Below are 26,989 nucleotides of genomic sequence, written 5' to 3' on the forward strand. Positions count from 1 at the left end.
AATCCTCATTCCTTCTCTTTTCCATTGCCTGGTGACATGTCCAGCTCCACGGCCTGGCCGTTGTCGATGGCATCGCCTGCTTTGGCAGGGGTGCTCGAAACCAGAGAAGTCGTACCTTCACCGGCCAGCGCCAGTTGAAGCGTCGGCGTAGCTGCCCCTGCACTGTCAGCCCCGGCCCCGGCGTTGTCAGCCACGTTATTGCCGGCCGGAATCACGCGGTTATTTTCCGCATTGGATGAAAGTTGCTGGTTGCCCTGCGGCTTGCCGTTGACATTAACGAGGCCGCTGCCCGAATTGGTCACCTGCCCGAAGCTGCCGCTAACGCTGCCTTTTGGCGAATCAATGCTCACCTGGGCGGATGTGCCGGAAATTTGCACCTCGGTGACGGCCTCCACGGCCATGATGGGCGCGACCACGTTGGCCACCACGGTGTCGCCAGCCAGCGATGCCGAGTTGCTGGCAGTGACCACGACATTCACGTCGCCCTGCGCCTGCACCACCACATTGTTACCGGAGATGTTGCCGCTGACGTTGCCGGTGCTGCTGCTGATCTGCACATTGCCCTGGCTGGTGGTGGTGCCGCTTACGTCGCCCTGAGCCTGCACCACCACGTTGTTGCCGGTGATGTTGCCGCTGATGTCGCCGGTACTGCTGCTGATCTGCACATTGCCCTGGCTGGTGGTGGTGCCGCTTACGTCGCCTACGGCGGCCACCGCCACTTCGCTGGCGGTGACGTTGGCCGAAACGTCGCCGCCGCTGGTGACCTGGACGGCACCCAGGCTGATGGTGGAGCCGCTCACGTCGCCGCCGGCGTTCAGGGTGTTGGACTGTGCAGCGTCCTGCCCGCGCAGCGTGTGGTTGCTCAGGGCAACATTGCCGAGTGCGTCAATGCCGTAGCCTTTCACCCACAAGGTGCTGTCCAGGCTGAAGTCACTGGCCACAACCTCAAACCGGCCGAGCGCGTTGGTTTCCGTGCCGCCCGTCACCATGTGCACATTGCCGCGGGTGCTGCCCGAGCCTGCGACGAGCCGCAGCGCGCGGGCTGCGCTGCCGGCGTTTTGCACATCGCCGTTGAGCGTAATGTTGGCGCCCAGGGTTGCCAGCGTTGTGTCGCCCAGCAGGTTCACCGGGGCATTGAACAGGATGCCACCCGCACCGTCAACCGTGACGTTGCCACTGATGCCGGAGCCGCCCGCGCCGGCATTGAGCGTCAGGCCGTGCAGGGTCGAGCCGCCGAAGTACAGGTTGTAGGGGTTGTTTACCACCACGTCCTCGGCGTAGGTACCGGCGCCTACGCGGATATTGGCACCGGTTGCCGCATTGCCCATGGCCGTCCCGATGGATAGCGCCTGTGTCCCGCCGCCCAGCAGATTGCCGATGCCCACCTGGAAGTCCTGTGTGGCCTGCGCGCCGTTCCAGCCCTGAACGTAGCTGGAGCCCGCGTTACCCAGATTGACGGCATAGTCCAGGGCGTTTTGCTGCGAGGCCTGCAGCCAGGTGTACTGGTAGCTGTTGTCTGCTGTACCGGCATTGCGTACGGCAAAGTCAAAGCCCGCGATGCTGAGTGCGCCAAAGTTGCGGCTCGCTGATTCATCCTGCATGTACACCGGATTGCGTTCGGTAAAACTGTTGCTGTTCGCCACCGTGATGTTGTTCACCTGCTGGTTGTAATGACGGTTGGCCTGGTAAAGCGCCAGGCCGCCCCAGGCGTTGTTGCGGGTGGTCGAATTGCTGACGGTGACGTTGGCGCTGTCGGTCAGCTGTATGCCGGCGCCCTGCGTCGTGCCGGTGTTGTTGCCCACCGGCGCACCGTCGGCCGTCACACGGTCTATCAGCGCGCCGTCAACGCCATTGAGGTCCAGCTCGGCCCGGCCCGCGCCGCGGCTGGTGACATTGCTGATGGAGAAGTTGCGCAGCCGCGCTGATGCGTCTCCGACGGGCGCTACCTTGATGCCGTAGGACCCGGCTACGTTGGCACTCGGGCCGTAGAGCGTGAAGTCCTTGAGTGACACGTTGTCGGCGGTCACGTTGATGCCGTAACCACTGACGTCGTGTGCGTCAATCACGGTCGATCCCTGGCCCGAACCGGCCAGCGTGACGCTACGGTCGACCACCAGCGTGGAGGGCTGCACATAAGTGCCGCCGCCCACATTGACCGTGCCGCCGGCAACCACGGCATTGACGCCTCTCTGGATGCTGCCGCTGGCCTGCGTGACGTAGACATTGCCGTCCGTCCAGGTCACCAGGCCTCGCCCGGTGGTATCGAGTGCATGGGTCACGCGGTCTTCGATGGCAAAACCGTCGGCCGCACCGTCGAAGACGGCGCCGCGAGCATCAACCGCAACAGCGTCCACCGAGATGTCCTGCCCGTTGTTCTTGAACTGGGTGCCGCCGCCGATGGCGACCGTGGGCTGGCCGCCATGGCCATTGCTCATGGTTTCAAAGCGTATGCCTGTCCGGCTGGAACCCTCGATGCTGCCGCCGGAGATGTTGACGCTTTGCAAGCTGGCCGGTGCGGCCATGTAGTCGGCGCTGTCACCGGCGATGCCGCGTGTTTTGATGACCACCGCCGCAGCCGTCGGATCACCCGAACTCGCGCCAGAATTTTTGACCGTCACGTTGTCAAAATTGATCGCATTGAAGTTGTCGTATTTCAGGTTGATGTCGATGCCGGCGCCATAACGTTTATGCAGCGATGAAGATGCAGGCGCCCCATAGTTGCCGGCATTCAAGACGGTGACGTTCCTGAGAGTCAGGTTGTTCGCGGTTTCAAGATAAAAGCCCTTGAAGCTGGGGCCGTCCACCGTGACGTTCTCAAACAATGCATTCTCAAAAGAGCCCGTGGCCACCGGAGCGCCACCGACCATCTGGTAACCGTTGTAGGTCTGCACACCGATCTGTCCGCCGGTGATGGTGCTGTTGAGCATGCGGAAGTTGTCGGCCCGGGTCGTGGTGCCGTTGCGCATGCCGAAGGTGTTGTTGTTGAAAGCCACGCGATTGACGGTCACGTCGTTGGATGTACCGTTGATGCGCAAGCCGTACAGGTAGTCGGCAATCGACAGGTCGGAGAGCGTCACGTTGGAAGCATTGTTGATAGTGACCGCGTCGCCGGTGCCAGCCGAGGCGGACTGCAGCACCGTCTGCCCCACCCCCGCGCCGTCCAGCGTCAGCGACTTGGTGATGCTGACGCTGCCGCTGTAGCTACCGGCCGCCACGTTCACCGTGCCGCCCGTGACCACGGCATCCACGCCGCCCTGGATGCTTCCCAGCGGGGTGAGTACGCTGCCCTGTGCGCCCGAAGAGCCCGTGGTAGCCACCGTCACGTGCGTGCGGTTGGACGAGGTGTACGCCTGGTCCTGCACGGACCAGCCGCCATTGGCCGCGCTCAGGTCCAGCAGAGATTGCTGCTGTGACAGGGTAGGAGCGGCAGCGATGGGCGTGCTGTTGGAGACAGGGTTGGGATTCGATCCAACCATGTGCCCGTTCAGGTGCAGGTTCAGGCCCCACTCGTTGCCCACCGGGCCCTGGCTGTTGCCGGCCATGCCAATGCCGCTGCCGTCGGTGTACTGCACAGAGATGGCGCTCTTGGTATTTTCAATCCGGTTGCCTGTCACACTGCCCGTGTTGCGCCCGTCGATCAGGATGCCGTTGCGCACATCATGGATGTTGTTGTTGCTGATCGTGAAACCGGTGACGCCATTGGCCACGGCAATGCCGCGGCTGATGTTGGAACCCCACGCATAACTTGTGTAGGGCTGGTTAACCGGCCCGGCGATCTCCATCCCGGTCACCGTCACATTGTTGGCGGTAATGCTGATGCCGTTGACCTGCCCGGCATCGGGCACCACGATTTTTGCGCCATCCAGGCCTGTCAGTGTCAGGTTGGCCTTGTTCAGGGTGACCTGCTCGGCATAAGCGCCTCCGTGAACATCTACAGAGCCCCCCGCTCCTGGTGTGCCGGTCTTTGAAATGTTGACGGCGTCCTGGATACGTGCCCCGCTGTACACATCGACCTGGCCTGCATTGCCGCTGACCTGGGTTGCGTCCAGTGCCGACTTCAGCACCACCGTATGGCCGTTGACAACGATGGCATTGCTGGCTTGCTGAATGCCCTCCAGGTTGATGACGCCGGACAGCAGATTGGCGGCATCGCCCACGCCCAGCAAGAGGGTCGCGCCGTTCAGGCTGGCATGGTTCATATTGGACACGCTCAAACCCGTTGCACCGCCCGGTATGGCGAACTCATACAGCCCGCTGTTGAGCGACACCGTGGTGACCGTGGCGGCGGTCGATCCGGCCAGGGCAATCGTGCCGCCGGTGGCGGTGATGCTGCCGTGGTTGGTGACCGACGGCGCGACCAAAGCCACCAGGCCGGCATTTTGCGCGGTGATGCTGCCATGGTTGGTGATACTGCCGACGGCCCCGGTGATCTGTGCGCCGCCGGTGTTGATGAAGTTGTTGACGTCAATGTTGCCCGTGGTGGCAATGAGCGAGCCCACATTGATCACGGCGTTTTGCCCGAACATCACACCATTGGGGTTCATCAGCATCACTGTTCCGTTGGCCGAAAGGCTGCCCAGTATTTGGGAAGGGCTGGCGTCGCCTGTCACGCGGTTCAGCATGGCCGAGCTTGCGTTGGGCTGGTTGATCTGCACCATCTTTCCGGGGTTGATGTCGAACGAGCCCCAGTTAACCACGGCGCGGTCGGTTCCCTGGTTGATGGTGAGCTGGTTGCCCGACACCGAGCCTGAGGCCGTGCCGGAAAACACCGTGCCGTTCTGGGGAAGGCCTGCGCCACCGGCGATGTCAACCGGCCAGCCTGGCGGCGAGAACAGCATGGCGACCGCCGCCGGAAGGGCTTTCAGCGCAAAAGATCGCCGGCGCCGGACGGCAGGAAAAATACGCGGGGGGTTCAGCTTAGCGTTCATGGATCACCTCTTGAGGCAAAGAAAAGTCATTGAACAAATCATCAAAAGCGCACCAGCAGCGTGCCCAGTAGCCGGGGGTCTTTTCCGTGGGGCTGATAACTCGCGATGGGTTTGGTCAGGGGCCAGGCGATCTCGACCGCAGCCACCACGTTCCTTGGAAGGAAGAGGCGAGTCCCCAGCCCTGCCGATGCCAGGCTCTGGCTGTTGGGCATGCCCACACAAGTACAGCCCACCGTCCAGACCTTGCCGATGTCATAAAAGGCAAAGAGCTGCCATGACCTGAAGCCCGCGAAGTCCGAGGAACCGGAATAACGAGGTTCGGCGCGAAACGCCAGCCCGCGCTCGCCCACCAGTTCAGCAGGCTCGTAGGCCCGCCCAAACCGCCGGCCGCCCACCGCATACTGCTCGGACGAAAGCAGGGGGGTGTTGGCCCACTGCCCGCTCAGGCCCAGCGTAAGTGCAAGGTTCGAAGCAAGGGGCTGGGTACGCTCGTAATCGAAGGTAAGTTTGTTGAACACCCCTTTGGCCCCTGCCCGGCTTTTGAGCGGATCGGATTCCCGGGTGCCACCCAGTCCCTGGCTGAAATCCACATCCAGCGAGTTCTGCCCGCCCAGGCGGTCAAGCACCCGCCACCCAAGCCCCAGGCGCAGCACACGGAGATGGTCTTCAATCACCCGGGTGCCCAGCACGTCGGTTTGCACGTCGGTGTGCTCATACGTTGCCCGTGCAGTCACGCTCTCATTGCGGGTTCGAAGCAGCGGATACGCAGCAGAGACCGTCATCGTGTCCGCGTTGCCACGCATATCAAACGGCGTCAGGATGTCGCCTGGACGTGTGCGAGCCCTGGACACGGCAGCGGACAGTTTGAGACCCTCTGTCGTGACTACCTGGCTATAGGAAATTTGTGCATAGGCCAGCTCGGAGTTGCCGCTGCTCATGCCCCGAAAGCGCCACTGGTCGTTGACGCCCAGCAACTGGTTGATGTTCACTTCCACGCCGATCTCGGCGGGGCCGAGGTATTTCGACCCATAGTTGTCGGCGGCAGCGAAGCCCTCGACTTTCTTCACGCTGGCGATCAGTGTGAGGTCAGCCGCACCCGGCGCATGCGCAGGGGCCAGCACGCTGCGCAACTCGACACCCGGAAAATCATTGGCGATCAGGAGGTAGCGCTCAAGCACGGGGCCCTGAATGGGCCGCGACGCCCTGATCTTCTCGCCGATGGCTGCGAGCTGCTCCTTCACATGGGCACTGACATCGTCCCCTGCCTGAATGTTCACCTTGTCGATGTAGCCCTCAACCACACGCAGGGTGAGCGTACCGTCGGCGAGAGACTGCGGCGGCACCACCACCAATGACAGGATGTAGCCTGCGTTACGGTACATCGCGGTGAGCGAAGACGCGAGTTGCAGAATCTCGCTGCCGGTAATCTCCCGTCCGGTATAGCTGTCCGCATTCGCCTGAAGAATGCCACCGGGCAGCACGGTACTGCTTTCAATATCAATGCGCCTGAGCGTGACCTTAATGGCCCTGAGTGATTCAGGCAAAGGCCCTGTTGGCTCGGTCCTGATTTCCGGAGGTGCCGCTGAGGCGCCGGGCTCAGGCTGGAAATCAAAACGCTCGCGAACCCGGCCGGGGTCAATGGTGGATGGCGCCTGCTGCGCCAGCGCAGTTGTCGCAATGACCATGAGCACAGAAAAAGCACCAGTCCACATCCTGTGCACGCCCACATGATCGATACGCTTCATCGCCAGCCCCGTTGAAAATCAAGGTTTCCGAAGTGCCTGCAGGTGTTGTGATTCGACACTTGCGGGCTGTATTTTTTGTGAACTAATTCACGGTAACCAATTGTGAAACCTGATACAAGGGAGAAAAAGTGATTAATTACCAACAGTCTTATGTAATGATTTCGCCCCAATTTTTTCAAAAAGGGCTTTTCTGCACACATTACGCGGCCCTATTGGTTACATTTAGAGCCAGAAAGACATACATTCAGTTACCTTTGACTTACTGAAAATCTTTCTTGCCGGTGAAGAATTCCCCAGGAAATCCAGGTGCGTTGTGTAAAGTTTTGCCGCAGGTCCCCGATACCGCGCACGGATGGCATTGCCGGAACGACAAGCGCCGCCATTCGGACCGTCGAACGGCGATGACAACAGATCACAGCGGCAATGACTCCTGGGTCTATTTGCGGATCGCCAACGCCTGCTTGGCCCTGGCCACCTTGGCGCCTTGCGCTATAAGCTGAAGAGCAACACAAAGAAGCCGCAGGAAGACGCGTTGAAAATCCACATCTACACCGACATCGACACCTTGTTTGGCAACGCTTCGCGCTTGTGGATGGACGTTTTGGTGAAGGCAGGCCATGACGTGGAGTTCATTGACCTGGGCACCAGCACCGACGCGCCGTTGCCCGATGTCGGCCACTGCGACGTCAACCTGCTGATTGCCGGAATTTATGCACTGCCCCGTTTTTCCGTGCAGGGCCTGCCGCGCAACGGCAAGCACGTGCTGTGGATGTTTGATCCATTGACAAAGAATGCACTGGCTACCGTACATCGGTACAAGACCGATCTTTTCGACGCCATCGCACCCGGCTTGCACGCTGTGCTGGCGATGGATTCCTCCATAGCACGCTACCTCGCACAGCATTTCCCGGCACTTGCCACTTGCCAGCTGCCCTATATGGTGGCCGGCAAACATGTGCGAACGCCCCTTCCTGAAGCGCAGAGAACCCGCGACATCATCATGCTGGGCGGCGACACGCCCCGGCGGCGGGATGCCGAGCAATACTTCGCCGGCACGGCGCCCACCCTGAAGGCCGAATTCGTCTGGAGCGGCCTGTGGGGCGCCGCGCGCGACGCCTGCCGCGCCGGTGCGCGCATCAACCTGAACATCCATGCCGATCCGGAACACACGTACTTCGACCAGTTCCGGACATTCGAAAGCTGGGCGGCCGGCACGGCCGTCGTTTCCGACATCTTTGAAGGCGCTGAAGATTTCGGCATCGAGCCAGGCGTTCATCTGGTCATGGCAGACCTCAAGGACATGCCCCTGGCATGCGCCGACCTGCTGGCAGACGTACCCCGCCGCCAGGCCATGGTGCAGGCGTCGCAGCAACTGCTGCGTGAACGGTTTTCTTCCGCAGCCTGGCAAAGCCGCATGCTCGCCATGCTTGAAAACGTTGCCTGAGCATGGCGGAGATCTCGCGGCAGGAACTGCTCGCGCTGCGGCAGGCCAGCCAGCGCCTTGTTGCAACCGCCCCGCCTGGGGCCTCAAATTTCAAACGAACCGATCAGGCCGTGCAGTGGTTTGGCGCCGTGCAGGCACAGGAATATGCCCACGCCCGATGGGCAGTTGGCTCGCGCTTCACAACCGCTGCGGCCATCACCGACGCGTCGATTGAACAGGCACTGGCTCAACGCAAGGTGGTCCGCAGCTGGGTCCTGCGCGGCACGCTGCACCTGGTGGCGGCCGCCGACCTGCGCTGGCTGCTGGCACTGACCGCACCGGCTTTGCTGACCCGCACCGCGGCAGCCTACCGTGAGGTCCAGCTGGATGAGGCAGCCTTCCGCAAAATCCTCCCGGCCATCCGGCAGTGCCTGGAAGGCGGCCAGCAGCTCACGCGCCTGGAACTTTTTGCTGCACTCGCGCAGCACCGTATCAACACTGAAGGCCATCGCGGGGGGCGCATCCTGTACCGCGCGGCCCAGGTCGGGCTGATTTGCCTGGGCAACCCGCGCGGCAAGCAGGCCACCTACACACTGCTCGATGAATGGCTGCCTCCCGGACTCGAAGCCAGCAAGGAGCTGCTTCGCGAGGACGCACTCAAACAACTGGCGCAGCGCTACTTCGCCAGCCATGGCCCCGCTACGCTGGCCGATTTTTCCTGGTGGTCAGGGCTGGCCGCCGGCGAAGCCAGGGCGGCGCTGGAGATGGCCGAAACCGGCCTGGCACGGGCACTGTTTGAGGGGAACACCGTGTGGTGGTCCAAACGCACGCCTTTACCGCCAGCCGGCAAGCCCGCGCTTCAATTACTCGCCGGCTTCGACGAATACGTGCTGGGCTATACGGATCGCAAAGCCATCATCGACAGCGAACACGCCGGCAAGCTCATGACGCCCAATGGCCTGTTCCGCCCGGCGCTGCTGGTCGGCGGGCGCGTGGCCGGCACCTGGCAGGCGCAGGTAAAAAAAGGCGCGCTCAGCATCAGCACAGCGCCCTTCGCGCCACTGCCGCGCGGCAGCGCCGGCGCACTGCGGCTTGCCGCTCAACGCTACGCGGCTTTCACCGGCCTGCCGCTGGCAGAAGCTCGCTGACGAAAAGCGCCGGTCTCACAAGGGTTTACCCGGCCGAACTTTATTGCCAAGCGCAAGTCAGCACATTACTCAGGTATAGCATTGCCGGGTGCATTTGACATGCACCAGCGCTACTATCCCCCAGTCATCCGGCCCATCCTTCCTTCAAATATTGAGGAGCGCATCCATGGCAAAACTGAACGTCAACGGTACCGTGCGTGAGTTTGAAGTGGAGGACGACACACCGCTGCTGTGGGTCATCCGCGAACAGCTTGGGCTCACCGGCACAAAATACGGCTGCGGCATCGCGGCCTGCGGCGCCTGCACCGTGCACATCGATGGCGTGCCTACACGCAGTTGCGTGCGGCCCGTCTCGACGGTGAGTGCGACCGAAAAAATCGTGACCATCGAAGGTCTCTCACCCGACGGCTCGCACCCCATACAAAAGGCCTGGGTTGCGCTGGACGTTCCGCAGTGCGGCTATTGCCAGTGCGGCATGGTGATGACGGCAGCAGCGCTGCTCAAGGCCAAGCCGAACCCGACCGATGCCGACATCAACGAGGCGATGACCAACATCTGCCGCTGCGGCACCTACAACCGCATCCGCGCCGCCATCAAGGTTGTTGCCGCGGGCGGTAACACCAAAAGCGCGGCGCTCGCCATTCAACACACCGACGGGAGCACGACATGAGCGCCACCCCCCTGCCCTCCGCAAACTCTCTGCGTCTCTCGCGCCGCCGCTTCCTGGCCTCGGGTGCCTCGGCCGGCCTCATCGTAGGTTTCCACATTCCGTTCGCCGGCACGGCGGCTGCCCAGGGCGCAGCCTCGCCGGAGATCAACGCCTGGGTTGTGGTGCGCCCCGACGACACGGTGGTCATCCGCATCGCGCGCTCTGAAATGGGCCAGGGCAGCCTGACCGGGCTCGCGCAACTTGTAGCCGAAGAGCTGGAATGCAACTGGGCCAAAGTCACCACCGAATACCCGACACCCGGCCAGAACCTGGCGCGTAACCGGGCCTGGGGCAACTTCTCTACCGGCGGCAGCCGCGGCATCCGCGAATCGCACGACTATGTGCGCAAAGGCGGAGCCACCGCCCGCATGATGCTGGTGCAGGCCGCAGCCGATGAATGGAAGGTGCCGGCGGCCGAATGCACCGCGGCCAGCAGCGTGATCACCCACACGCCATCGGGCCGCAAAACCACCTACGGCAAAGTGGCGATTGCGGCAGCCAAAGTGGCGCCGCCCGCCGAGGTCAAGCTGAAGGACCCGAAAGACTGGAAGCTCGTGGGCAAGCGACTGGCGCGCCTGGACACAATGGACAAAGTCACCGGCAAGCAGGTGTACGGCGCAGACCTGAAACTGCCCGGCATGCTCAACGCGGCCATCAAGGACTGCCCGGTGTTCGGCGGCAAGGTCAAAAGCTTCAATGCCGCCGCAGTTGAGAAACGCCCCGGCGTGAAGAAGGTGCTGGCAGTCGGAGACAGTGCGGTGGCCGTCGTGGCCGACACCTGGTGGCGCGCCAAGACCGCACTCGACGCGCTGCCCATCGAATGGGACAACGGCCCCAATGCCGCCAACTCCAGCGCCAGCGTTGCCCAGATGCTCAAGGCCGGGCTGGACGCGCCCGACGCAGCCGTCGGCAACCAGAACGGCGACGCCAAAGCAGCGCTGGCCTCAGCGGCCAGACGCATCGAAGCGGTGTATTCCTACCCGCACCAGAACCACGCGACCATGGAGCCCATGAATGCGACCGCACGCTGGACGCCCGAGCGCTGCGAAGTCTGGACGCCTACCCAGAACGGTGAAGCGGCTCTGGCGGCCACCTCCGAAGCGGCAGGCCTGCCGGCCGGCAAATGCGAGGTCTACAAGATTCACCTGGGCGGCGGCTTCGGGCGGCGCGGCGCGGTGCACGACTGGGTACGCCAGGCGGTGGACATTGCCAAACAAATGCCGGGTGTGCCGGTCAAGCTGCTGTGGTCGCGCGAGGAAGACATGCTGCATGGGCGCTACCACCCGGTTACGCAGTGCAAGCTGCAGGCCGGGCTGGACGCGCAGGGCAACGTCACCGCGTTGCACATGCGCATTTCAGGCCAGTCCATCCTGGCCGGCGTGGCGCCGCAAAACGTGCGCAACGGACTCGACCCGGTGCAGTTTCAGGGCCTCAACGCACCGGGGCCTGAAGCCTCCATTGGCTACAGCTTCCCCAACCTGCTGATCGACCATGCAATGCGCAACCCCAGTGTGCCGCCCGGCTTCTGGCGCGGCGTGAACCTGAACCAGAACACGATTTACCTCGAATCGTTCATCGACGAAATCGCGGTTGCCACCAGGCAGGACCCGCTGGCCTTGCGGCGCAAGCTGATGACGAACCACCCCAAGCACCTGGCCGTGCTCAATGCCGTGGCCGAACGCGTCAAGTGGAACGTGCCCCCGCCCGACGTCGGCGGCCAGAAGGTCTACCGGGGCCTGGCACAAACCATGGGTTTCGGCAGCTACGTGGCGGCCTGCGCCGAGGTATCGGTGAGCAGCGACGGCGTGCTCAAGGTCCACCGCATCGTGGCCGCCACCGACCCGGGCTATGCGGTCAATCCGCAGCAGATCGAGGCGCAGGTCGAAGGCTCCTTTGCTTACGGCCTGTCAGCAGCGCTGTTCGGCGAATGCACACAAAAAGACGGACGCATGGAGCAGGACAACTTCAGCACCTACCCCGTCGTACAGATGCAGCACATGCCGGCGGTGGAAACCATCATTGTCGCCTCGGGCGGCTTCTGGGGCGGCGTCGGTGAACCGACGATCGCGGTCGCCGCGCCTGCAGTGCTCAACGCCGTGTTCGCGGCGACGGGTAAACGCATACGCGACCTGCCGCTGAAGAACCACGATCTCAAGAAGGCATGAACTGGCATGGCGCCATCGCCGGCGGGGTGATGATGCTGGCGCCCTGGACCAGCTTCGCGCAACAATCCGTCCCGGCGCTGCAGGTTGTTGGCGACGCGATACCCCAGGCACTGACGGTCACGCCCGGCGACCCGGCACGCGGCCGCGCCATCGTCGCGAGCCGCCAACACGGCCTGTGCCTGCTCTGCCACACCGGGCCCATTCCCGAAGAGCGCTTCCAGGGCAACCTGGCGCCCGACCTGGCGGGCGCGGGCGCACGTTGGAACGAAGGGCAGCTGCGCCTGCGCATTGCCGACGCGCAACGCCTGAACCCGGCCAGCATCATGCCCGCCTACTACCGCAACGACGGCCTCGTGCGCGTGGGTACGGCCTGGCAGGGCAAGCCCATCATGAACGCCCAGCAAATTGAAGACGTGGTGGCCTTTCTGCTCACACTGAAGTGAACTCATGACCACAGCAGGCCGTTTTATTTCTTTTAATCGGCGCCAGATTCTGGCGGGCGCGGCCAGCATGGGCCTGGGCGTCGTTTTGCGTCCCGCAGCGGCGCAGGCCGGTGAGCTGGCGGCAGCGGTGGCGGCCTATGCCCAAAGCGCTCCGGTACGAGCGGGCAAAGTCAAGCTTGACATAGCCGAGTTGGTCGACAACGGCAATGTGGTGCCCATCACCGTCACGGTGGACAGCCCCATGACGGCGGCCGACCACGTGAAAAGCATTGCCGTCTTCAACGAGAAAAACCCCCAGCGCGATGTGGCCCGCTTCACGCTAGGGCCTCGCTCCGGCAAGGCCAGCGTGACCACGCGCATCCGGCTCGCCACTTCGCAGCAGCTTGTGGCAGTGGCGCTGATGAGCGACGGCAGCTACTGGTCGCACACCGTCAATGTCATCGTGACCCTGGCGGCTTGTATTGAAGGCGATCCCTGATGGCACGCACACTCATCAATGCCCCAACTACCGCCAGACGCGGTGAAGTCATCGAGATACGCGCGACCATAGGCCACCCGATGGAAACCGGCTTTCGCGCCGGCGAGGACGGCAAGATCCTGCCGCGCAACATCATCAAGACCTTCAGCTGCCGCTACAACGGCGAACTGGTCTTCAGCGCCGAGCTGTTTTCGGCCGTCTCGGCCAATCCCTACCTCGCCTTCCATACCGTGGCCACCGAGAGCGGTACGCTGGTGCTTCGCTGGGAAGGCGACAACGGTTTTGCGCAGACTGAAAGCATCAACCTGGCCGTCACGGGATGACGCGCATCCCCGCGGGCCTTTTGTCTTTCCTGCTGGCATGCCATGCCGGCGCACAGACCGCGCCGCCAAAAGACCTTCGCCGTTCAGGCTTTGAGGACATGAGCGCATCCACCCAGGCCATGCAGAAAGACGATGCGCTGAATCCCGGCATGTTGTGGGTCAAGGACGGCGAAGCGCTGTGGAAACAGCCAACAGGTGCCAACGGAAAGGCGTGCATCAGCTGCCACACAACGCCGGACAGCATGCGCGGCGTGTCGGCGCGATACCCGGCGTTTGACATTCAACTCGGCCGGCCCATCACCTTGAGCCAGCGCATCAACCAGTGCCGCCAGCATCACCAGCAGGCCGCGCCACTTCGTCCGGAGAGCCAGGATCTGCTGAGCCTGGAAAGCTATGTGGCGCTGCAGTCGCGCGGCCTGCCAATATTACCGCCCGATGATGCCCGGCTGGAGCCTTTCCGCCAGCGTGGGCAGCAGCTTTTCGCGCAGCGCATGGGCCAGCTCAACCTGTCCTGCGCGCAGTGCCATGACGGTTTGGCCGGCAGGCGTCTGGCCAGCAGCCTGATTCCCGAGGCACATCCCACGGGCTACCCGGTGTACCGTCTCGAATGGCAGGCGCTGGGTTCGCTGCAGCGCCGCATCCGCGGCTGCATGAGCGGGGTGCGTGCCGAGCCGTTTGCCTATGGCGCGCAGGAGCTGGTGGAACTGGAGCTTTACCTGAATGCCCGTGCAAAAGGCATGGCAATGGAGACGCCGGGCGTGCGGCCGTGATTTGAGCGGCAGTACTGCGGATGCTATCAATTACATAGCGTATTGAGCAAATCCGGCGAGGGGCTGCTGCGCTTTTTACCATCTCAAAACCGGACCGTCCCGTTCGGGTCAGTGCCGGCTTTCCGTCACATGAGGCTTATCCCGTCACACGACCTGGGCCGGGAGGCACCTCCTGGTGCCAGCGTCGGGGCACAAAGAAAACCCGGCTCCAAAGCGCGAATGCCTGAACAGTCGAATTGGCACACAAGTTGCTGATCGCCAGATGTCATCAGCCGCTTCCCCGCTTCCCCGCTTCCCCGCTTCCCCGCTTTCAATCGTGTTGATGGTTGCCAATGCAGCCTTCAGCCCTTCAGGAGCATTCCATGAAACGTCGTCACGCCCTGGCCGCCGGCATCTCTGCCCTGACCGCTCCAGCATGGACAAGCGCCCAAAGCGCCTGGCCTTCGCGTGGGCCGATCAGACTGGTCGCGCAATTCCCACCAGGCGGTCTGGTTGATACCGTGTCACGCATGATGGCGCCACACCTGTCGCAGGCGCTGGGCCAGACCGTCCTGGTGGAAAACCGCGCGGGTGCGGGTGGCTTGATCGGCACCGACTACGTGTCCAAGCAGCCCGCCGACGGCTACACCCTGCTGGTCAGCCATGCGTCGGTGCACATCTATGCCACAGCCACCCGCAAAGTCATGCCCTTTGACCCGGTGAATGATTTTTCTCACATGGGCATGCTGGTCGAAGCGCCCATGGTGCTGCTGGTGCGTGCACAGTCGCCCTTCCAGACCCTGGAGCAATACCTGACGGCCGCCAGGACCCGGCCTGTGCGTTATGGCTCATCGGGCATCGGTTCTGCCAATCACCTGTTTGGCGAAATGCTCAAGATTGAAGGCAAGGCGCCCCAACACGACCACATCCCCTACCAAGGCAGCGCGCCGGCCATGCAAGACCTGCTGGGCGGGCAGATCGACAGCCTGCTCGATCCCATCACCACCAACGTGGCCCAACTCAAGGCGGGGTCCCTGCGCGCGCTGGCTGTCTCTACCCCGAGCCGCCTGCCAGCGCTTCCCAACATTCCGACCTTTGCCGAGCTCGGCTTTCCCAGGCTGACGGGTTCCCAGTGGCTGGGGCTGTCAGCGCCCAAAGGCCTGCCTGGGCCCATTCTTGCGCGGCTGACGGCACTGATCCCTGAAATTCTCGCCAAACCGGACATCGCAGCCAGACTGGAAGAAATCCAGACCCTGCCGCGCAAGAATGCGGTGGTCGGCGCAGAGTTCGTTCAGTTGATCAATTCGCAGATCGACACCTGGCGCAGCGTGGCCAAGCTGGCCAACGTCGAGGTGATAACATGATTTTTCCGGCAACGACAGCCGCAGGAGCATCCTGATTGAGCAGCACTCACACCTTTTCCAGCGACACGGCAAGCGCTGCCGACGTGGTCAATGAGTTCCTCCGGCTCATCATGCTTCCTGACCCGGTGGCCGCCAGCCGGTTCACCGCACCCGGCATGAAGATTCTTTTCACCGGAGGCCGGGCCATGAGCGCCCCCGCTGAGTGCACCAAATTTAATGCATCGCGCTACAAATGGGTGAAAAAAAGGATTGAGCGCACCGAAACGGTTGCCGCTGGCTCAAACGGTGCCGTGCCCGACGAAGCGGTGGTCTACAGCCTGGGAACCCTGTACGGAGAATGGCCTGACGGAACGCCTTTCGAAGGCAACCGCTATGTGGACCGCTATGTCGTCAAAAGCGGGCTGATCACACACATGGACGTGTGGAACGACAGCGCCGAATGGCTGCTGGTGCGGGCAGGCCTGGCTGTGCTGTGATCAGCTGATGGCGGCAAGCTACAGCGGCGCCCTGCCGACGCACAATCGCTTTGACTACCAGGCGATCAACCAGCGCAAACCTTATCGCTGGCCCAACGGTGCTGGTCTGGCTGTCTACCTGGGTTTCAACATCGAGCACTTTGCCTTCGGCGAGGGCATGGGTGCCACCATCGGCCCGGCCAGCCCGCAGCCGGATGTCCTGAACTACAGCTGGCGCGAGTACGGAAACCGCGTGGGCAGCTGGCGCTGCCTCGAGCTGTTTGACAGCCTGGGCCTGCCGGCGGCCGCCCTGATCAACACCGCACTGTATGACCACTGCCCCGAGCTGGTGGCTGCCTGCGTAGCGCGCGGCGATGAACTGGTCGGCCATGGCCACACCAACGCCGAACGCCAGGCCGCCATGAGTGAAGCGGACGAAAGCAGCCTGCTGGTGCAGTGCCGCACACGCATGCAACAGGAGAGCGGCCAGTCCCCCGCCGGGTGGCTTTCACCGTGGATTTCGGAAAGCCTGCATACCCCTGACCTGCTCGCTGAAAGCGGCTATGGCTACACCCTGAACTGGTGCCACGACGACCAGCCGCTGCCAATGCGCACCCGCAGCGGAAAGGCTTTGTGGGCTGTGCCTTACCCGCAGGAACTCAATGACATCCCGATGATCATTGCGCGTCAGATGGACGGCAAAGACTTTGCGCAGCTGATCATCGATCAGCTTGATGAGATGCTGGAGCAATCGCAGGCCAGCGGTTCAGCACCACTGGTGATGGGCATTGCACTGCACCCCTACATCGTCGGCCAGCCTTACCGCCTGCGCCACCTGCGGCGCGCGCTTCAGCATGTCGCCTCCGCACGTGACCGGGGCCAGGTCTGGATGAGCACGCCGGGCGATATCTTCCGGCACGCCGTACAGATGGCCGCGTGAGCGGCCCCTGAAAGAGGCGCTCGTGTGCATGCCGGAGCGCGGGCAGAGGCTTTTGCTTATTACGCGCAGGAGCTGGTGGAGCTTGAGCTGAATGTCCGCGCGAAAGGCACAGCGCTGGAGTCGCCCGGTGTACGGCCTGAGGTTCACGCAAAGCGAGTTAGCTATTAAATTGATAGCAGTTTGCGCACTATTTACAGGCCTTTCACCCAACTCTCCCTTCAACATTTCGGGTATTCAATCCCTGCCGCAGCACTGCCCCGCATTTGCCGGGACCGCCGGACCGAAAGCTTCCGGCATGCAACCGTGGTTATCATCCGCATCGGGGTGGGGGTTCGACATAAAAAAAGGGGCAGGCGCCATGTTCTACTGGATTTACGACATACCCAACTGGATGCTGGCGCTGCTTTTTTGCGCCGTCTGCCTGGCCTACACGTGGGGTGGCCTGCTTCTGCTGCGGCCGCTGGTGCGCAAGTGGGTGGGCCCGCAGCCGGACGCCAATGAATTTGTCAGCTACTTTCTTTCGGCTTATGGGGTGTTCTATGGGCTGATGCTGGGCCTGATCGCGGTTGCCACCTACCAGAACTTCGCGGATGCAGAAAAAGCCGTGGGCAAGGAGGCCACCGCCATTGCGGCGCTGTACCGTGATCTGTCGAACTATCCGGAGCCTGCGCGCGCCACCCTGGAGGGCCAGATGAGGGACTACGTACGCTTTCTGATCGTCGAAGCCTGGCCCGAGCAGCGGCAAGGACGGCTGCATGCTGGCGGCACCACGCGCGTTTCAGACCTTCATCAAAAGCTGCTGTCATTTGCCCCTGCCAACCGGACCCAGGAAATCCTGCATGCCGAAACACTGCGGCAATTCAACAGCTTTCTGGAGGCCCGGTATGCGCGCCTGCAGAGCGTCAGCACCTCCCTCTCGGGTGTGCTGTGGTGGGTGGTATGTCTGGGTGCGGCGCTGAACTTTTCGCTGCTGTGGCTGTTTTCCATGGACCGGCTGGCGCTACACCTTGTGCTGTCGGGCATCCTGGCGACTTTTGTCGGCTTGATGCTGTTTTTCATCGCCGCGATGGATAACCCCTTCCGCGGCGAAGAGAGCGTTTCGCCGGACGCCCTGAAGCTGATTCAGGAACGGCTCATGCCGTCCCCGCGCTAGAGCCGCGCGCCGGCGGCAAATTCGTACAACTGCGGTGCGCCGCTTCCGCGGCCCTCGCAGCCGTCAGGTCGACCAGTTGATCTGCTCAAACAGGCGCATGAGTCTCGCCTGCCGCGCCAGGCTGAATTGCCCGACCCAACCGATCCGGCCCAGCAGGTGCGAGCGAAAGTCGGCAAGCCGGTTTTTATTTTGCGACGCCGGCCCGTGCAACACGCTTTGATGCAAACACGCTTTAAGCCGATCGAAATCATCACGCGGCACGTTCGGGTGAACGTTGACCACAACTCCGCTCACGCGCTGCCGCTGATGCCGCGGCAGGCAACGCGTCTTGTCCGGATGGAGGGTAAAGCCTTCATCGCGAACGATCTCTGCAACCCAGGCGTGCAAGGCGCGAAACTGCCGTCGCAGCGACTCGGGGCCTGAAAATACCAGGTCATCGGCGTAGCGCGTATAGCTCGCGCCGAACACCCAGGCCAATCCCTCAAGCCGCAAATCGAGATTGAAAGCGCAGAGGTTGGCCAGCGCCGGGGAGGTGGGCGCGCCTTGCGGCAAATGCGCGGAACCAAGGCGCTTGGCACCCATCCAGTCAAGCCCGCCATCGTCGCGCAGACGCTCGATCACCATCCCCGCCGTACGGTGTGTGCAGAGCGCGGTGAGACTTCGCGCCACACCTTCGGGGTAACCCAGCGTGCGCCAGACGGCATTGACCTGGGCTGCCCCTACGCTGCCAAAGAAATCCTGCAAGTCAAAACGGATGACCACGGCTTGCCCGACGTGAGCTGCCGCATGGGTTTTGACTGAGCGGCCGACGGTAAAGCCGTGCGCGGCTTCATGCACCGGCACCTGACTGAGCAGCGTATGCAGGATGTGACGTTGCACACGCTTGAGTTCTGCCTTGGGCGTCTCCAGCAAACGCAGGCCACCTGTCTGCTTGGGCTGCAGGCCGTAACGGTAATGCTCGACAACTGCCGGCGTCGCCGGGGCCAGCCAGCGCAGTTGCTCGCGGGAGAGCTGGAGCCAGCGCGCCAGATCGGCATCCGTAGGGATGTCGGGCAAGACGCAAGCTTCCAGCCCCAACGGCCGGGGGCGCATCACCGCCGGTCGCAGGATCAACCGGCGAATGCGCGGTGGCCTTTCCGGCTCGGGGTCATCCCGGTCATCATCCGGTTGCGAGGCTTGCGGCTCCCTGGAGTCATTGGGCTCCCCGTCTTCGTCTTCGTCGTCGCCCTCCTCCCGAAAGGCCAGATCAAAGGCATGCGATGCCTCCATCCGCCGTGCCAGCGAAGTGACGTCAAATTTTTGCCAGGTGATGGCCGACAACAGAGACAGCGGTTCAAGCAGTTCCCGAAGCCACGCGGGGCGTTGCCCGATGGCTGCGGCAGCCCTGGCCTGAAGAGCTCGCAAGGTGGTGCCGCCCGCCTTGTCCGCGTCGGCGAGCAGTGCGCGAGCCAGGCCGCGTGCAATCAAATGTCGGAAGCTGGCTTCGCGCATGGAATTGGGTTGACGCCGGCATCCCAACCAGCAGGTCATGCGTGAGCTGGGTGCGCAGAATGCGCAGTCCGCTCACGCGCCGAAATCTCTAGGCACAAAACAACCATGGGGGTACCCCATGGTGCGGACAGGCAGCAACGAATCACGTCCCGCTCGCAACACTTGGAATGCTGGCGTCGTCGAAATTCTAATGGTTTGCCCTTGACAACGAGTTGTTGTCCAGCGCTGTGAAGGCGCCAAAACAACAGGGAATGCTTTTGGTATACGTCTACACGGCCCGCGCATGTCAAAAAAAATGTCCACCAAGAGGGCGAACTTCGCTATCAATTCAATAGCTGCTTGCGCTTATCTGGAAAGGGCTAGAGGCACTTTTCCCTTGAAGATCGGTGATACGCCGCACCAACGCATGCAAGGCGTCAGCTACACGTCGGCCTTGGGTTGGGCAAGGCTCTCTCAGGACTGCGTTCAAACTCAACCTATAAAAAAAACCGCGCAACCCTTGCGGTGTCTGCGCGGCCGGCTACTGACTTTAGTAGCGCCTCTGGCAACTTTTCAGCGTTACTTTCGCGTTGGCGGCAAATCGGTGCAACTACCGTGCGCCACTTCCGCCGCCATGCCGATACTTTCGCCCAGCGTTGGGTGCGGGTGTATGGTCTTGCCGATGTCGACGGCGTCCGCACCCATCTCGATGGCCAGTGCGATCTCGCCGATCATGTCGCCGGCATGCGTGCCGACAATGCCGCCGCCCAGGATCCTGCCGTGGCCATGCGCTTCGGGGCTGTCGTCAAACAGCAGCTTGGTGAAGCCTTCGTCGCGGCCATTGGCGATGGCGCGTCCAGAAGCCGTCCAGGGGAACAGGCCCTTTTTGACCTTGATACCTTCGGCCTTGGCCTGGTCTTCCGTGAGACCCACCCAGGCCACTTCGGGGTCGGTGTAAGCCACGCTGGGGATCACGCGGGCGTTAAAGGCGGCGCTGGCCAGTTCCTTGTTGCCTTGCAGTTCACCCGCAATGACTTCGGCAGCCACGTGCGCTTCGTGCACGGCCTTGTGCGCCAGCATGGGCTGGCCCACGATGTCGCCGATGGCGAAGATGTGCGGCACGTTGGTGCGCATCTGGATGTCGACCGGAATGAAGCCGCGGTCGGAGACTGTGATTCCGGCTTTTTCGGCAGCCAGCTTCTTGCCATTGGGTGTCCGGCCCACGGCTTGCAACACCAGGTCATAGGTCTGCGGGGCCGGGGCGCTGCCGCCAGCTTCCGCGGACTCAAACGTGACTTCGATGCCTGCCTTGGTTGCCTTGGCGCCCACCGTTTTGGTCTTGAGCATGATGTTGTCAAAACGCGGCGCGTTCATTTTTTGCCAGACCTTGACGAGGTCGCGGTCGGCACCCTGCATCAGGCCGTCCATCATTTCGACCACGTCCAGGCGTGCGCCCAGTGTGGAATACACCGTGCCCATCTCGAGGCCGATGATGCCGCCGCCCAGGATCAGCATGCGCTTGGGCACCTCTTTGAGTGCCAGCGCGCCGGTGCTGTCCACCACGCGGGGATCGTTTGGCATGAAAGGCAGGCGTACAGCTTGCGAACCAGCGGCAATAATGCAGTTCTTGAACGCAATGGTCTGGCTCTTGCCGGTTTTCTCCTGGCCTTCGGCGCCGCTGGTTTCTTCAACCTGCAGGTGATGGGCACCGACGAACTGGCCCAGGCCACGCACGACGGTGACCTTGCGCATCTTGGCCATGGCCGTCAGCCCGCCAGTGAGCTTGCCGACGACCTTTTCCTTGTGGGTGCGTAATTTGTTGATGTCGAGCTTGGGTTCGCCAAAACTCACGCCCAGGCTGTCGAAATGCTTGACCTCGTCCATCACGGCGGCCACATGCAGCAAGGCCTTGGAAGGAATGCAGCCGACATTCAGGCAGACGCCACCCAGCGTGGCGTAACGCTCTACCAGCACAACCTTCAGGCCCAGATCGGCGGCACGGAAGGCGGCGGAGTAGCCGCCAGGGCCGGCGCCCAGCACCAGCACGTCGCAGTCCAGGTCGGCCGAGCCGGTGAAGCTGGCGGCAACCGGGGCTGGTGCTGCGGCAGGGCTCGCTACAGTTTTAGGAGCTGCTTGCGCAGGTGCTGCGGGCGCTGCAGCCTGTTTTTGTGCCGCATCTGTGGCGGTCGCAGCGGCAGCACCGGTGCTTTCCAGCGTCAGCACGACGGAGCCTTGCTTGACCTTGTCGCCCACCTTGACCTTGATGTCCTTGACCACGCCGGCCGACGAAGACGGGATTTCCATCGAGGCCTTGTCGCTTTCAACGGTGATCAGGCTCTGTTCGGCCTTGATGGTGTCGCCGGGCTTGACCAGCACTTCAATGACGGACACTTCGTCGAAGTCGCCGATGTCCGGTACCTTGATGTCGATCACAGGGGATGCACTCATTTGGAGGCTTTCAATTTAAGGGTGAATATGTCGACGGGCCCGGCGGAGTTCTTGTCGAACTCGCAACCCGCGTTCAGGCCGGCCATGGCCACTTCGCGCGCGGTCTTGGCCTTGTCCCAGGCGGCATGCATGGCGCCGAGCGCAAAGCTGCGGCCTGAGCCAATGCCCCAGAATTCCTTGAACTCAAAGACTTCACGGTAGCTGTAGAGGCCGTAAATGCCGCTGGCATTGGCAATGACCACGGTGAACTGGCTGGACTCGTAGGGATCGTTGTCGTCTTCCTTGGTCTGCAGGAAGAACGTTTCCTTCAGCATGGGATGCAGCTTGACGAAGGTGTCGAACACCTCGTCGCGCGAACCCAACTTGAGCTGCTCTTTGGGCAAGGCCGCCATGGCCTTGCGCAGCACCGGAAAATGCGCCACCGTACCGGCCATGCCCACGTAACTCATGCCGGCAGGCGTGTCGACCTTGAAGATCTTGCTGTTGGCTTCAAACCGGTGGCCCAGGCTGGTGTCGCCGAAGGTCACCAGCGTGTCGGCAGCGATGGCAACCTGCCCCGCCTTTTTGACGACTACAAGTGTTGTCATGGTTCCGCCCCGTTTAGAGGAGGACGCGGCGGAAGTCGGCGAGGATTTGGCCCAGGTAAGCGTTAAAGCGCGCAGCGCCTGCGCCGTCGATCACCCGGTGATCCCAGGCCAAAGACATCGGCAGCATCAGGCGCGGCTGGAAGGCCTTGCCGTCCCAGACCGGCTCCATCTGGCTCTTGGACACGCCGAGGATGGCGACTTCCGGCGCGTTGATGATGGGGGTGAAGTAACGCCCGCCGATGCCGCCCAGTGAAGAGATGGTGAAGCTGGCGCCCTGCATTTCGGCTGGCGTCAATTTACCGTCACGCGCCTTCTTGGCCAGCTCGCCCATTTCCTGGCTGATCTGCAGCACGCCTTTTTTGTCGGCGTCTTTCAGCACGGGAACGACCAGCCCGTTGGGCGTGTCGGCAGCAAAACCGATGTGGTAATACTGCTTGTAGACGATCTGGTCGCCGTCGAGCGAGGCATTGAACTCGGGGTATTTCTTCAGGGCAGCAACGCTGGCCTTGATCAGGAAAGCCAGCATGGTGACTTTGAGGCCCGCCTTTTCGTTTTCCTTGTTGGTCGAAACGCGGAAGGCTTCCAGTTCGGTGATGTCGGCATCGTCATGGTTGGTGACGTGCGGGATCATCACGTAGTTGCGCAACAGGTTGGCACCGCTGATCTTCTTGATGCGCGACATGTCTTTGCGCTCGACCGGGCCGAACTTGGTGAAGTCAACCTTGGGCCATGGCAGCAAATCGAGCCCTGCGCCGCCACCCGAAGATGCGGGCGCTTTGGCGGCCTGCACCTGGGTGCGAACGCTGCCGTCCATCACCGACTTGGTGAAGGCCTGGATGTCGTCTTGCGTGATGCGGCCTTTGGGGCCGCTGCCTTTGACCTCTGCCAGCGGCACACCGAGCTCGCGTGCGAATTTGCGCACCGAGGGTGAGGCATGCGGCAGGTTGCCCTGCGGTGCGGTGGTGGGGTTGTGGGCCGGCTGGCTCGCTGGAGCAGATGACGTTGCCGGTGCAGGGGCAACAGCAGATGCTGCGGCAGGCGCTGCAGCGGGGGCTGGCGCGGGCGCAGGCGATGCGCTCACAGCCGCAGAACCTTCCAGGATGGCCAGCAGGTCGCCGATGTTGACGACGTCGCCCATCTTGACCTTGAGTTCTTTCAGCACACCTGCGGCAGACGACGGGATTTCCATCGAGGCCTTGTCGGATTCCACCGTGATCAGCGACTGCTCGGCCTTGATGGTGTCGCCGGGTTTGACCAGGACTTCAATGACAGACACGTCCTTGAAGTCGCCGATATCGGGCACACGGACTTCCACCGGACCGGAAGCAGCAGGGGCCGCTACAGGTGCAGGTGCCGACGCCGCTACAGATTTGCTAGCTGCTTGCGCAGGCGCAGCGGGCGCTGCAGCCGGTTTTTCTGTTGAAGCCGGGGCGGCTTCGGCGCCGGACACTTCCAGCGTCAGGACCACGGAGCCCTGCTTGACCTTGTCGTCGAGCTTGACCTTGAGCTCCTTCACCACACCCGCGTGGCTGGAGGGGATTTCCATGGAGGCCTTGTCGGACTCCACGGTGATCAGCGACTGCTCCGCCTTCACGGTGTCGCCGGGCTTGACCATCAGCTCAATCACCGTCACTTCGTCGAAATCCCCGATATCAGGAACTTGAATGTCTACCACTGCCATATTCTTGTCTCCGGTTGCTACAGGTGCTACGTCAGGGTTTTAACTCAAGCGTAAAGCGGATTGATCTTGTCGGCGTTGATGCCGTACTTTTTGATGGCCTCGGCGACCTTGGCCGCCGGCACAGTGCCCTCTTCGCTGAGCGCCTTGAGCGCCGCCACGACGATGTAGTGGCGGTTGATCTCGAAGTGCTCACGCAGCTTGCTGCGGAAGTCGCTGCGGCCAAACCCGTCGGTGCCCAGCACCTTGTAGGTACGGCCCTTGGGTACGAAGGAGCGAATCTGCTCGGCATAGGCCTTCATGTAGTCGGTGGATGCAACCACCGGACCGGTGTGCTTTTCGAGCTGCTGGCTGACAAACGGCACACGCTGTTTGTCGGTCGGGTGCAGCAGGTTCCAGCGTTCGCAGTCCTGGCCGTCGCGGGCCAGTTCGTTGAAGCTCGGGCAGCTCCACACGTTGGCGGCAACGCCCCACTCTTTCTCAAGCAGTTCTTGCGCGGCAATGGACTCGCGCAGGATGGTGCCGGAGCCGAGCAGTTGCACGCGCGGCGTGAGCTTGGCGCCCTCTTTGCAGAGGTACATGCCCTTGATGATCTGCTCTTCGGTGCCGGGCTTGAGGCCGGGCATCGCGTAGTTTTCATTGAGCAGCGTCAGGTAGAAATAGACGTTGTCCTGCTTTTCCACCATGCGTTTGAGGCCATGGTGCAGGATGACGCCGACTTCATGCGCAAAGGTCGGGTCGTAGCTGATGCAGTTGGGGATGGTGCCGGCCAGGATGTGGCTGTGGCCGTCTTCGTGCTGCAGGCCTTCGCCATTCAGCGTGGTGCGGCCCGAGGTGCCGCCCAGCAGGAAACCGCGCGCCTGCATGTCGCCGGCCGCCCAGGCCAGGTCGCCGACACGCTGGAAGCCGAACATCGAGTAGTACACATAGAACGGGATCATGATCCGGTTGTTGGTGCTGTACGAGGTGGCGGCTGCGATCCAGCTGCTCATGCCACCGGCTTCGTTGATGCCTTCCTGCAGGATCTGGCCCTGTTTGTCTTCCTTGTAGTACATCACCTGGTCTTTGTCGACCGGCGTGTATTGCTGGCCGTCAGGGTTGTAGATACCGATCTGGCGGAACAGGCCTTCCATGCCGAAGGTGCGGGCTTCATCTACCAGGATGGGCACGACGCGCGGGCCCAGGGCCTGGTCGCGCAGCAGTTGCGTGAGAAAACGCACATAAGCCTGCGTGGTCGAAATTTCGCGGCCTTCGGCCGTGGGTTCGATCACCGACTTGAAGGTCTCCAGGGCCGGCACGGTGAACTGCTCGTCGGCCTTGACGCGGCGATGCGGCAGGTAGCCGCCAAGGGCCTTGCGGCGCTCGTGCAGGTAACGCATCTCGGGCGTGTCGTCGGCCGGCTTGTAAAACGGGATGTCGGCGAGCTGGCTGTCGGGAATCGGGATATTGAAGCGGTCGCGGAAAGCCTTGATGTCTTCGTCGGCCAGTTTTTTGGTCTGGTGGACGTTGTTCTTGCCTTCACCAATCTTGCCCATGCCGAAGCCCTTGACCGTCTTGATCAGCAGGACGGTGGGTTGGCCCTCGTGCTTGACGGCCGCGTGGAATGCCGCATAGACCTTTTGCGAGTCGTGGCCGCCGCGGCGCAGGTTCCAGATGTCGTCGTCGCTCATCTTGGCGACCATCTCGAGCGTGCGTGGGTCCTTGCCGAAGAAATGCTTGCGGACGAAGGCGCCGTCGTTGGCCTTCATGGCCTGGTAGTCGCCGTCCACCGTGTCCATCATGACCTTGCGCAGCGCGCCATCCTTGTCGCGGGCCAGCAGCGGATCCCAGTTGCTGCCCCAGATGAGCTTGATGACGTTCCAGCCGGCACCGCGGAACTCACCTTCGAGCTCCTGGATGATCTTGCCATTGCCGCGCACAGGGCCGTCGAGGCGCTGCAGGTTGCAGTTGATGACAAAGACGAGGTTGTCGAGCTTTTCGCGCGCAGCCAGGCCGATGGCGCCCATGGATTCGACCTCATCCATCTCGCCGTCGCCGCAGAAGACCCAGACCTTGCGGTTTTCGGTGTTGGCAATGCCTCGGGCGTGCAGGTATTTGAGGAAACGCGCCTGGTAAATCGCCATCAGTGGGCCGAGGCCCATGGAGACGGTGGGGAACTGCCAGAACTCGGGCATGAGCTTGGGATGCGGGTAGCTGGACAGGCCCTTGCCGTCGACCTCTTGACGGAAGTTGAGCAGCTGCTCTTCGGTCAGGCGGCCTTCAAGGTAAGCGCGGGCATAGACACCTGGCGATACATGGCCCTGGATGTAAAGGCAGTCACCGCCGTGCTCTTTACCCGGTTCAGCGCTCTCGGCGTGCCAGAAATGGTTGAAGCCGGCGCCGAACAGGCTGGCCAGCGAGGCGAAGGAGCCGATGTGGCCACCCAGGTCGCCGCCATCAGCGGGGTGCAGGCGGTTGGCCTTGACGACCATGGCCATGGCGTTCCAGCGCATGTAGGCGCGAAGGCGTTCTTCAATCTCGAGGTTGCCGGGGGAACGCTCTTCGTGGTCGGTTTCAATGGTGTTGACATAGCCCGTATTGGCCGAAAAAGGCATGTCGATGCTTTTCTGGCGGGCGTGCTCAAGGAGTTGCTCGAGCAGAAAGTGGGCGCGCTCGGGACCTTCACTTTCGATGACGGCGGACAGGGCGTCCATCCATTCGCGGGTTTCCTGGGTGTCCTTGTCCAGCGCGTCGTTGGCGGCAGCGCGCAAGTTGTCGCCCGCTTGGTTCGGAATGGCAGCCAT

At 62.4% G+C, this 26,989-nt stretch carries 19 protein-coding genes; 12 read left to right on the forward strand and 7 right to left on the reverse strand.

All coding sequences use genetic code 11. The features are described from left to right. Window positions 1–5: 5 nt before the first annotated feature. Entirely contained in the window at window positions 6–4,928 is a 4,923-nt protein-coding gene (locus AC1DVV_RS08330; RefSeq protein WP_477665867.1) for a beta strand repeat-containing protein, read from the reverse strand. A gap of 41 nt (window positions 4,929–4,969) precedes the next feature. Then, window positions 4,970–6,673, reverse strand: a complete 1,704-nt coding sequence (locus AC1DVV_RS08335; RefSeq protein WP_457280593.1) for a ShlB/FhaC/HecB family hemolysin secretion/activation protein — start codon at window positions 6,671–6,673, stop codon at window positions 4,970–4,972. Window positions 6,674–7,205: 532 nt separating this feature from the next. Between AC1DVV_RS08335 and AC1DVV_RS08340 the strand changes: the two genes are divergently transcribed. The 12 genes from AC1DVV_RS08340 to AC1DVV_RS08395 all read left to right on the forward strand — a co-directional run bounded on the left by AC1DVV_RS08340 (window position 7,206) and on the right by AC1DVV_RS08395 (window position 18,023). After that, the gene (locus tag AC1DVV_RS08340) at window positions 7,206–8,117 is read left to right on the forward strand and encodes a glycosyltransferase family protein (RefSeq protein WP_457280592.1); all 912 of its coding nucleotides are present in this window, start codon (window positions 7,206–7,208) and stop codon (window positions 8,115–8,117) included. A gap of 2 nt (window positions 8,118–8,119) precedes the next feature. After that, window positions 8,120–9,244 carry a winged helix DNA-binding domain-containing protein gene (locus AC1DVV_RS08345; protein ID WP_457280591.1) on the forward strand — a complete coding sequence of 375 codons (1,125 nt, stop codon included), beginning with the start codon at window positions 8,120–8,122 and terminating at the stop codon, window positions 9,242–9,244. A 166-nt stretch (window positions 9,245–9,410) separates the two neighbouring features. Then, window positions 9,411–9,914, forward strand: a complete 504-nt coding sequence (locus AC1DVV_RS08350) for a (2Fe-2S)-binding protein (protein ID WP_457280590.1) — start codon at window positions 9,411–9,413, stop codon at window positions 9,912–9,914. Continuing rightward, entirely contained in the window at window positions 9,911–12,118 is a 2,208-nt protein-coding gene (locus AC1DVV_RS08355; protein WP_457280589.1) for a xanthine dehydrogenase family protein molybdopterin-binding subunit, read from the forward strand. The genes AC1DVV_RS08350 and AC1DVV_RS08355 overlap by 4 nt, the downstream gene beginning before the upstream one ends. Then, a complete protein-coding gene (gene soxX / locus AC1DVV_RS08360) occupies window positions 12,115–12,561 on the forward strand; it encodes a sulfur oxidation c-type cytochrome SoxX (RefSeq protein WP_457280588.1) in 447 nt (148 codons plus the stop codon). Before AC1DVV_RS08355 ends, soxX begins: the two co-directional genes overlap by 4 nt. 4 nt (window positions 12,562–12,565) lie before the next feature. Further along, a complete protein-coding gene (locus tag AC1DVV_RS08365; RefSeq protein WP_457280587.1) occupies window positions 12,566–13,039 on the forward strand; it encodes a SoxY-related AACIE arm protein in 474 nt (157 codons plus the stop codon). Then, entirely contained in the window at window positions 13,039–13,362 is a 324-nt protein-coding gene (gene soxZ / locus AC1DVV_RS08370) for a thiosulfate oxidation carrier complex protein SoxZ (RefSeq protein ID WP_457280586.1), read from the forward strand. The genes AC1DVV_RS08365 and soxZ overlap by 1 nt, the downstream gene beginning before the upstream one ends. Beyond that, a complete protein-coding gene (gene soxA / locus AC1DVV_RS08375) occupies window positions 13,359–14,132 on the forward strand; it encodes a sulfur oxidation c-type cytochrome SoxA (protein ID WP_457280585.1) in 774 nt (257 codons plus the stop codon). Before soxZ ends, soxA begins: the two co-directional genes overlap by 4 nt. Window positions 14,133–14,494: 362 nt before the next feature. After that, window positions 14,495–15,475 carry a Bug family tripartite tricarboxylate transporter substrate binding protein gene (locus AC1DVV_RS08380; RefSeq protein WP_457280584.1) on the forward strand — a complete coding sequence of 327 codons (981 nt, stop codon included), beginning with the start codon at window positions 14,495–14,497 and terminating at the stop codon, window positions 15,473–15,475. A gap of 110 nt (window positions 15,476–15,585) precedes the next feature. After that, window positions 15,586–15,951 (forward strand): nuclear transport factor 2 family protein, encoded by a 366-nt coding sequence (locus AC1DVV_RS08385; RefSeq protein ID WP_457280981.1) that lies wholly within the window; start codon window positions 15,586–15,588, stop codon window positions 15,949–15,951. A 7-nt stretch (window positions 15,952–15,958) separates the two neighbouring features. Then, window positions 15,959–16,870 (forward strand): polysaccharide deacetylase family protein, encoded by a 912-nt coding sequence (locus tag AC1DVV_RS08390; RefSeq protein WP_457280583.1) that lies wholly within the window; start codon window positions 15,959–15,961, stop codon window positions 16,868–16,870. A gap of 358 nt (window positions 16,871–17,228) precedes the next feature. Then, a complete protein-coding gene (locus AC1DVV_RS08395) occupies window positions 17,229–18,023 on the forward strand; it encodes a bestrophin-like domain (protein WP_457280582.1) in 795 nt (264 codons plus the stop codon). A 63-nt stretch (window positions 18,024–18,086) separates the two neighbouring features. Here AC1DVV_RS08395 and AC1DVV_RS08400 read toward each other — a convergent pair whose 3' ends face one another. The 5 genes from AC1DVV_RS08400 to aceE form a co-directional block, all read right to left on the reverse strand. Continuing rightward, window positions 18,087–19,490, reverse strand: a complete 1,404-nt coding sequence (locus AC1DVV_RS08400) for a reverse transcriptase family protein (RefSeq protein WP_477707181.1) — start codon at window positions 19,488–19,490, stop codon at window positions 18,087–18,089. Between the two features lie 582 nt (window positions 19,491–20,072). Continuing rightward, window positions 20,073–21,941, reverse strand: a complete 1,869-nt coding sequence (gene lpdA, locus AC1DVV_RS08405) for a dihydrolipoyl dehydrogenase (RefSeq protein WP_457280580.1) — start codon at window positions 21,939–21,941, stop codon at window positions 20,073–20,075. Further along, entirely contained in the window at window positions 21,938–22,528 is a 591-nt protein-coding gene (locus tag AC1DVV_RS08410; RefSeq protein WP_457280579.1) for an Ntn hydrolase family protein, read from the reverse strand. Before AC1DVV_RS08410 ends, lpdA begins: the two co-directional genes overlap by 4 nt. A gap of 13 nt (window positions 22,529–22,541) precedes the next feature. After that, window positions 22,542–24,209: a dihydrolipoyllysine-residue acetyltransferase gene (gene aceF, locus AC1DVV_RS08415; RefSeq protein WP_477702203.1), complete on the reverse strand. Its 1,668-nt coding sequence runs from the start codon at window positions 24,207–24,209 to the stop codon at window positions 22,542–22,544. Window positions 24,210–24,253: 44 nt separating this feature from the next. Next, on the reverse strand, window positions 24,254–26,989 hold the full coding sequence (gene aceE / locus AC1DVV_RS08420; protein ID WP_457280577.1) for a pyruvate dehydrogenase (acetyl-transferring), homodimeric type: 2,736 nt from the start codon (window positions 26,987–26,989) through the stop codon (window positions 24,254–24,256).

This window comes from Polaromonas sp. P3_B4, from assembly GCF_056402835.1.

Bases quoted from the DNA above. Each gene is read 5' to 3' on its own strand.
- AC1DVV_RS08345 (WP_457280591.1), top strand. From the start codon at position 8,120: ATGGCGGAGATCTCGCGGCAGGAACTGCTCGCGCTGCGGCAGGCCAGC.
- AC1DVV_RS08335 (WP_457280593.1), bottom strand. From the start codon at position 6,673: ATGAAGCGTATCGATCATGTGGGCGTGCACAGGATGTGGACTGGTGCT.
- AC1DVV_RS08410 (WP_457280579.1), bottom strand. From the start codon at position 22,528: ATGACAACACTTGTAGTCGTCAAAAAGGCGGGGCAGGTTGCCATCGCT.
- AC1DVV_RS08365 (WP_457280587.1), top strand. From the start codon at position 12,566: ATGACCACAGCAGGCCGTTTTATTTCTTTTAATCGGCGCCAGATTCTG.
- AC1DVV_RS08380 (WP_457280584.1), top strand. From the start codon at position 14,495: ATGAAACGTCGTCACGCCCTGGCCGCCGGCATCTCTGCCCTGACCGCT.
- AC1DVV_RS08390 (WP_457280583.1), top strand. From the start codon at position 15,959: ATGGCGGCAAGCTACAGCGGCGCCCTGCCGACGCACAATCGCTTTGAC.
- AC1DVV_RS08350 (WP_457280590.1), top strand. From the start codon at position 9,411: ATGGCAAAACTGAACGTCAACGGTACCGTGCGTGAGTTTGAAGTGGAG.
- aceF (WP_477702203.1), bottom strand. From the start codon at position 24,209: ATGGCAGTGGTAGACATTCAAGTTCCTGATATCGGGGATTTCGACGAA.
- AC1DVV_RS08395 (WP_457280582.1), top strand. From the start codon at position 17,229: ATGTTCTACTGGATTTACGACATACCCAACTGGATGCTGGCGCTGCTT.
- aceE (WP_457280577.1), bottom strand. From the start codon at position 26,989: ATGGCTGCCATTCCGAACCAAGCGGGCGACAACTTGCGCGCTGCCGCC.
- soxX (WP_457280588.1), top strand. From the start codon at position 12,115: ATGAACTGGCATGGCGCCATCGCCGGCGGGGTGATGATGCTGGCGCCC.
- lpdA (WP_457280580.1), bottom strand. From the start codon at position 21,941: ATGAGTGCATCCCCTGTGATCGACATCAAGGTACCGGACATCGGCGAC.
- soxA (WP_457280585.1), top strand. From the start codon at position 13,359: ATGACGCGCATCCCCGCGGGCCTTTTGTCTTTCCTGCTGGCATGCCAT.
- AC1DVV_RS08330 (WP_477665867.1), bottom strand. From the start codon at position 4,928: ATGAACGCTAAGCTGAACCCCCCGCGTATTTTTCCTGCCGTCCGGCGC.
- AC1DVV_RS08385 (WP_457280981.1), top strand. From the start codon at position 15,586: ATGCTTCCTGACCCGGTGGCCGCCAGCCGGTTCACCGCACCCGGCATG.
- soxZ (WP_457280586.1), top strand. From the start codon at position 13,039: ATGGCACGCACACTCATCAATGCCCCAACTACCGCCAGACGCGGTGAA.
- AC1DVV_RS08355 (WP_457280589.1), top strand. From the start codon at position 9,911: ATGAGCGCCACCCCCCTGCCCTCCGCAAACTCTCTGCGTCTCTCGCGC.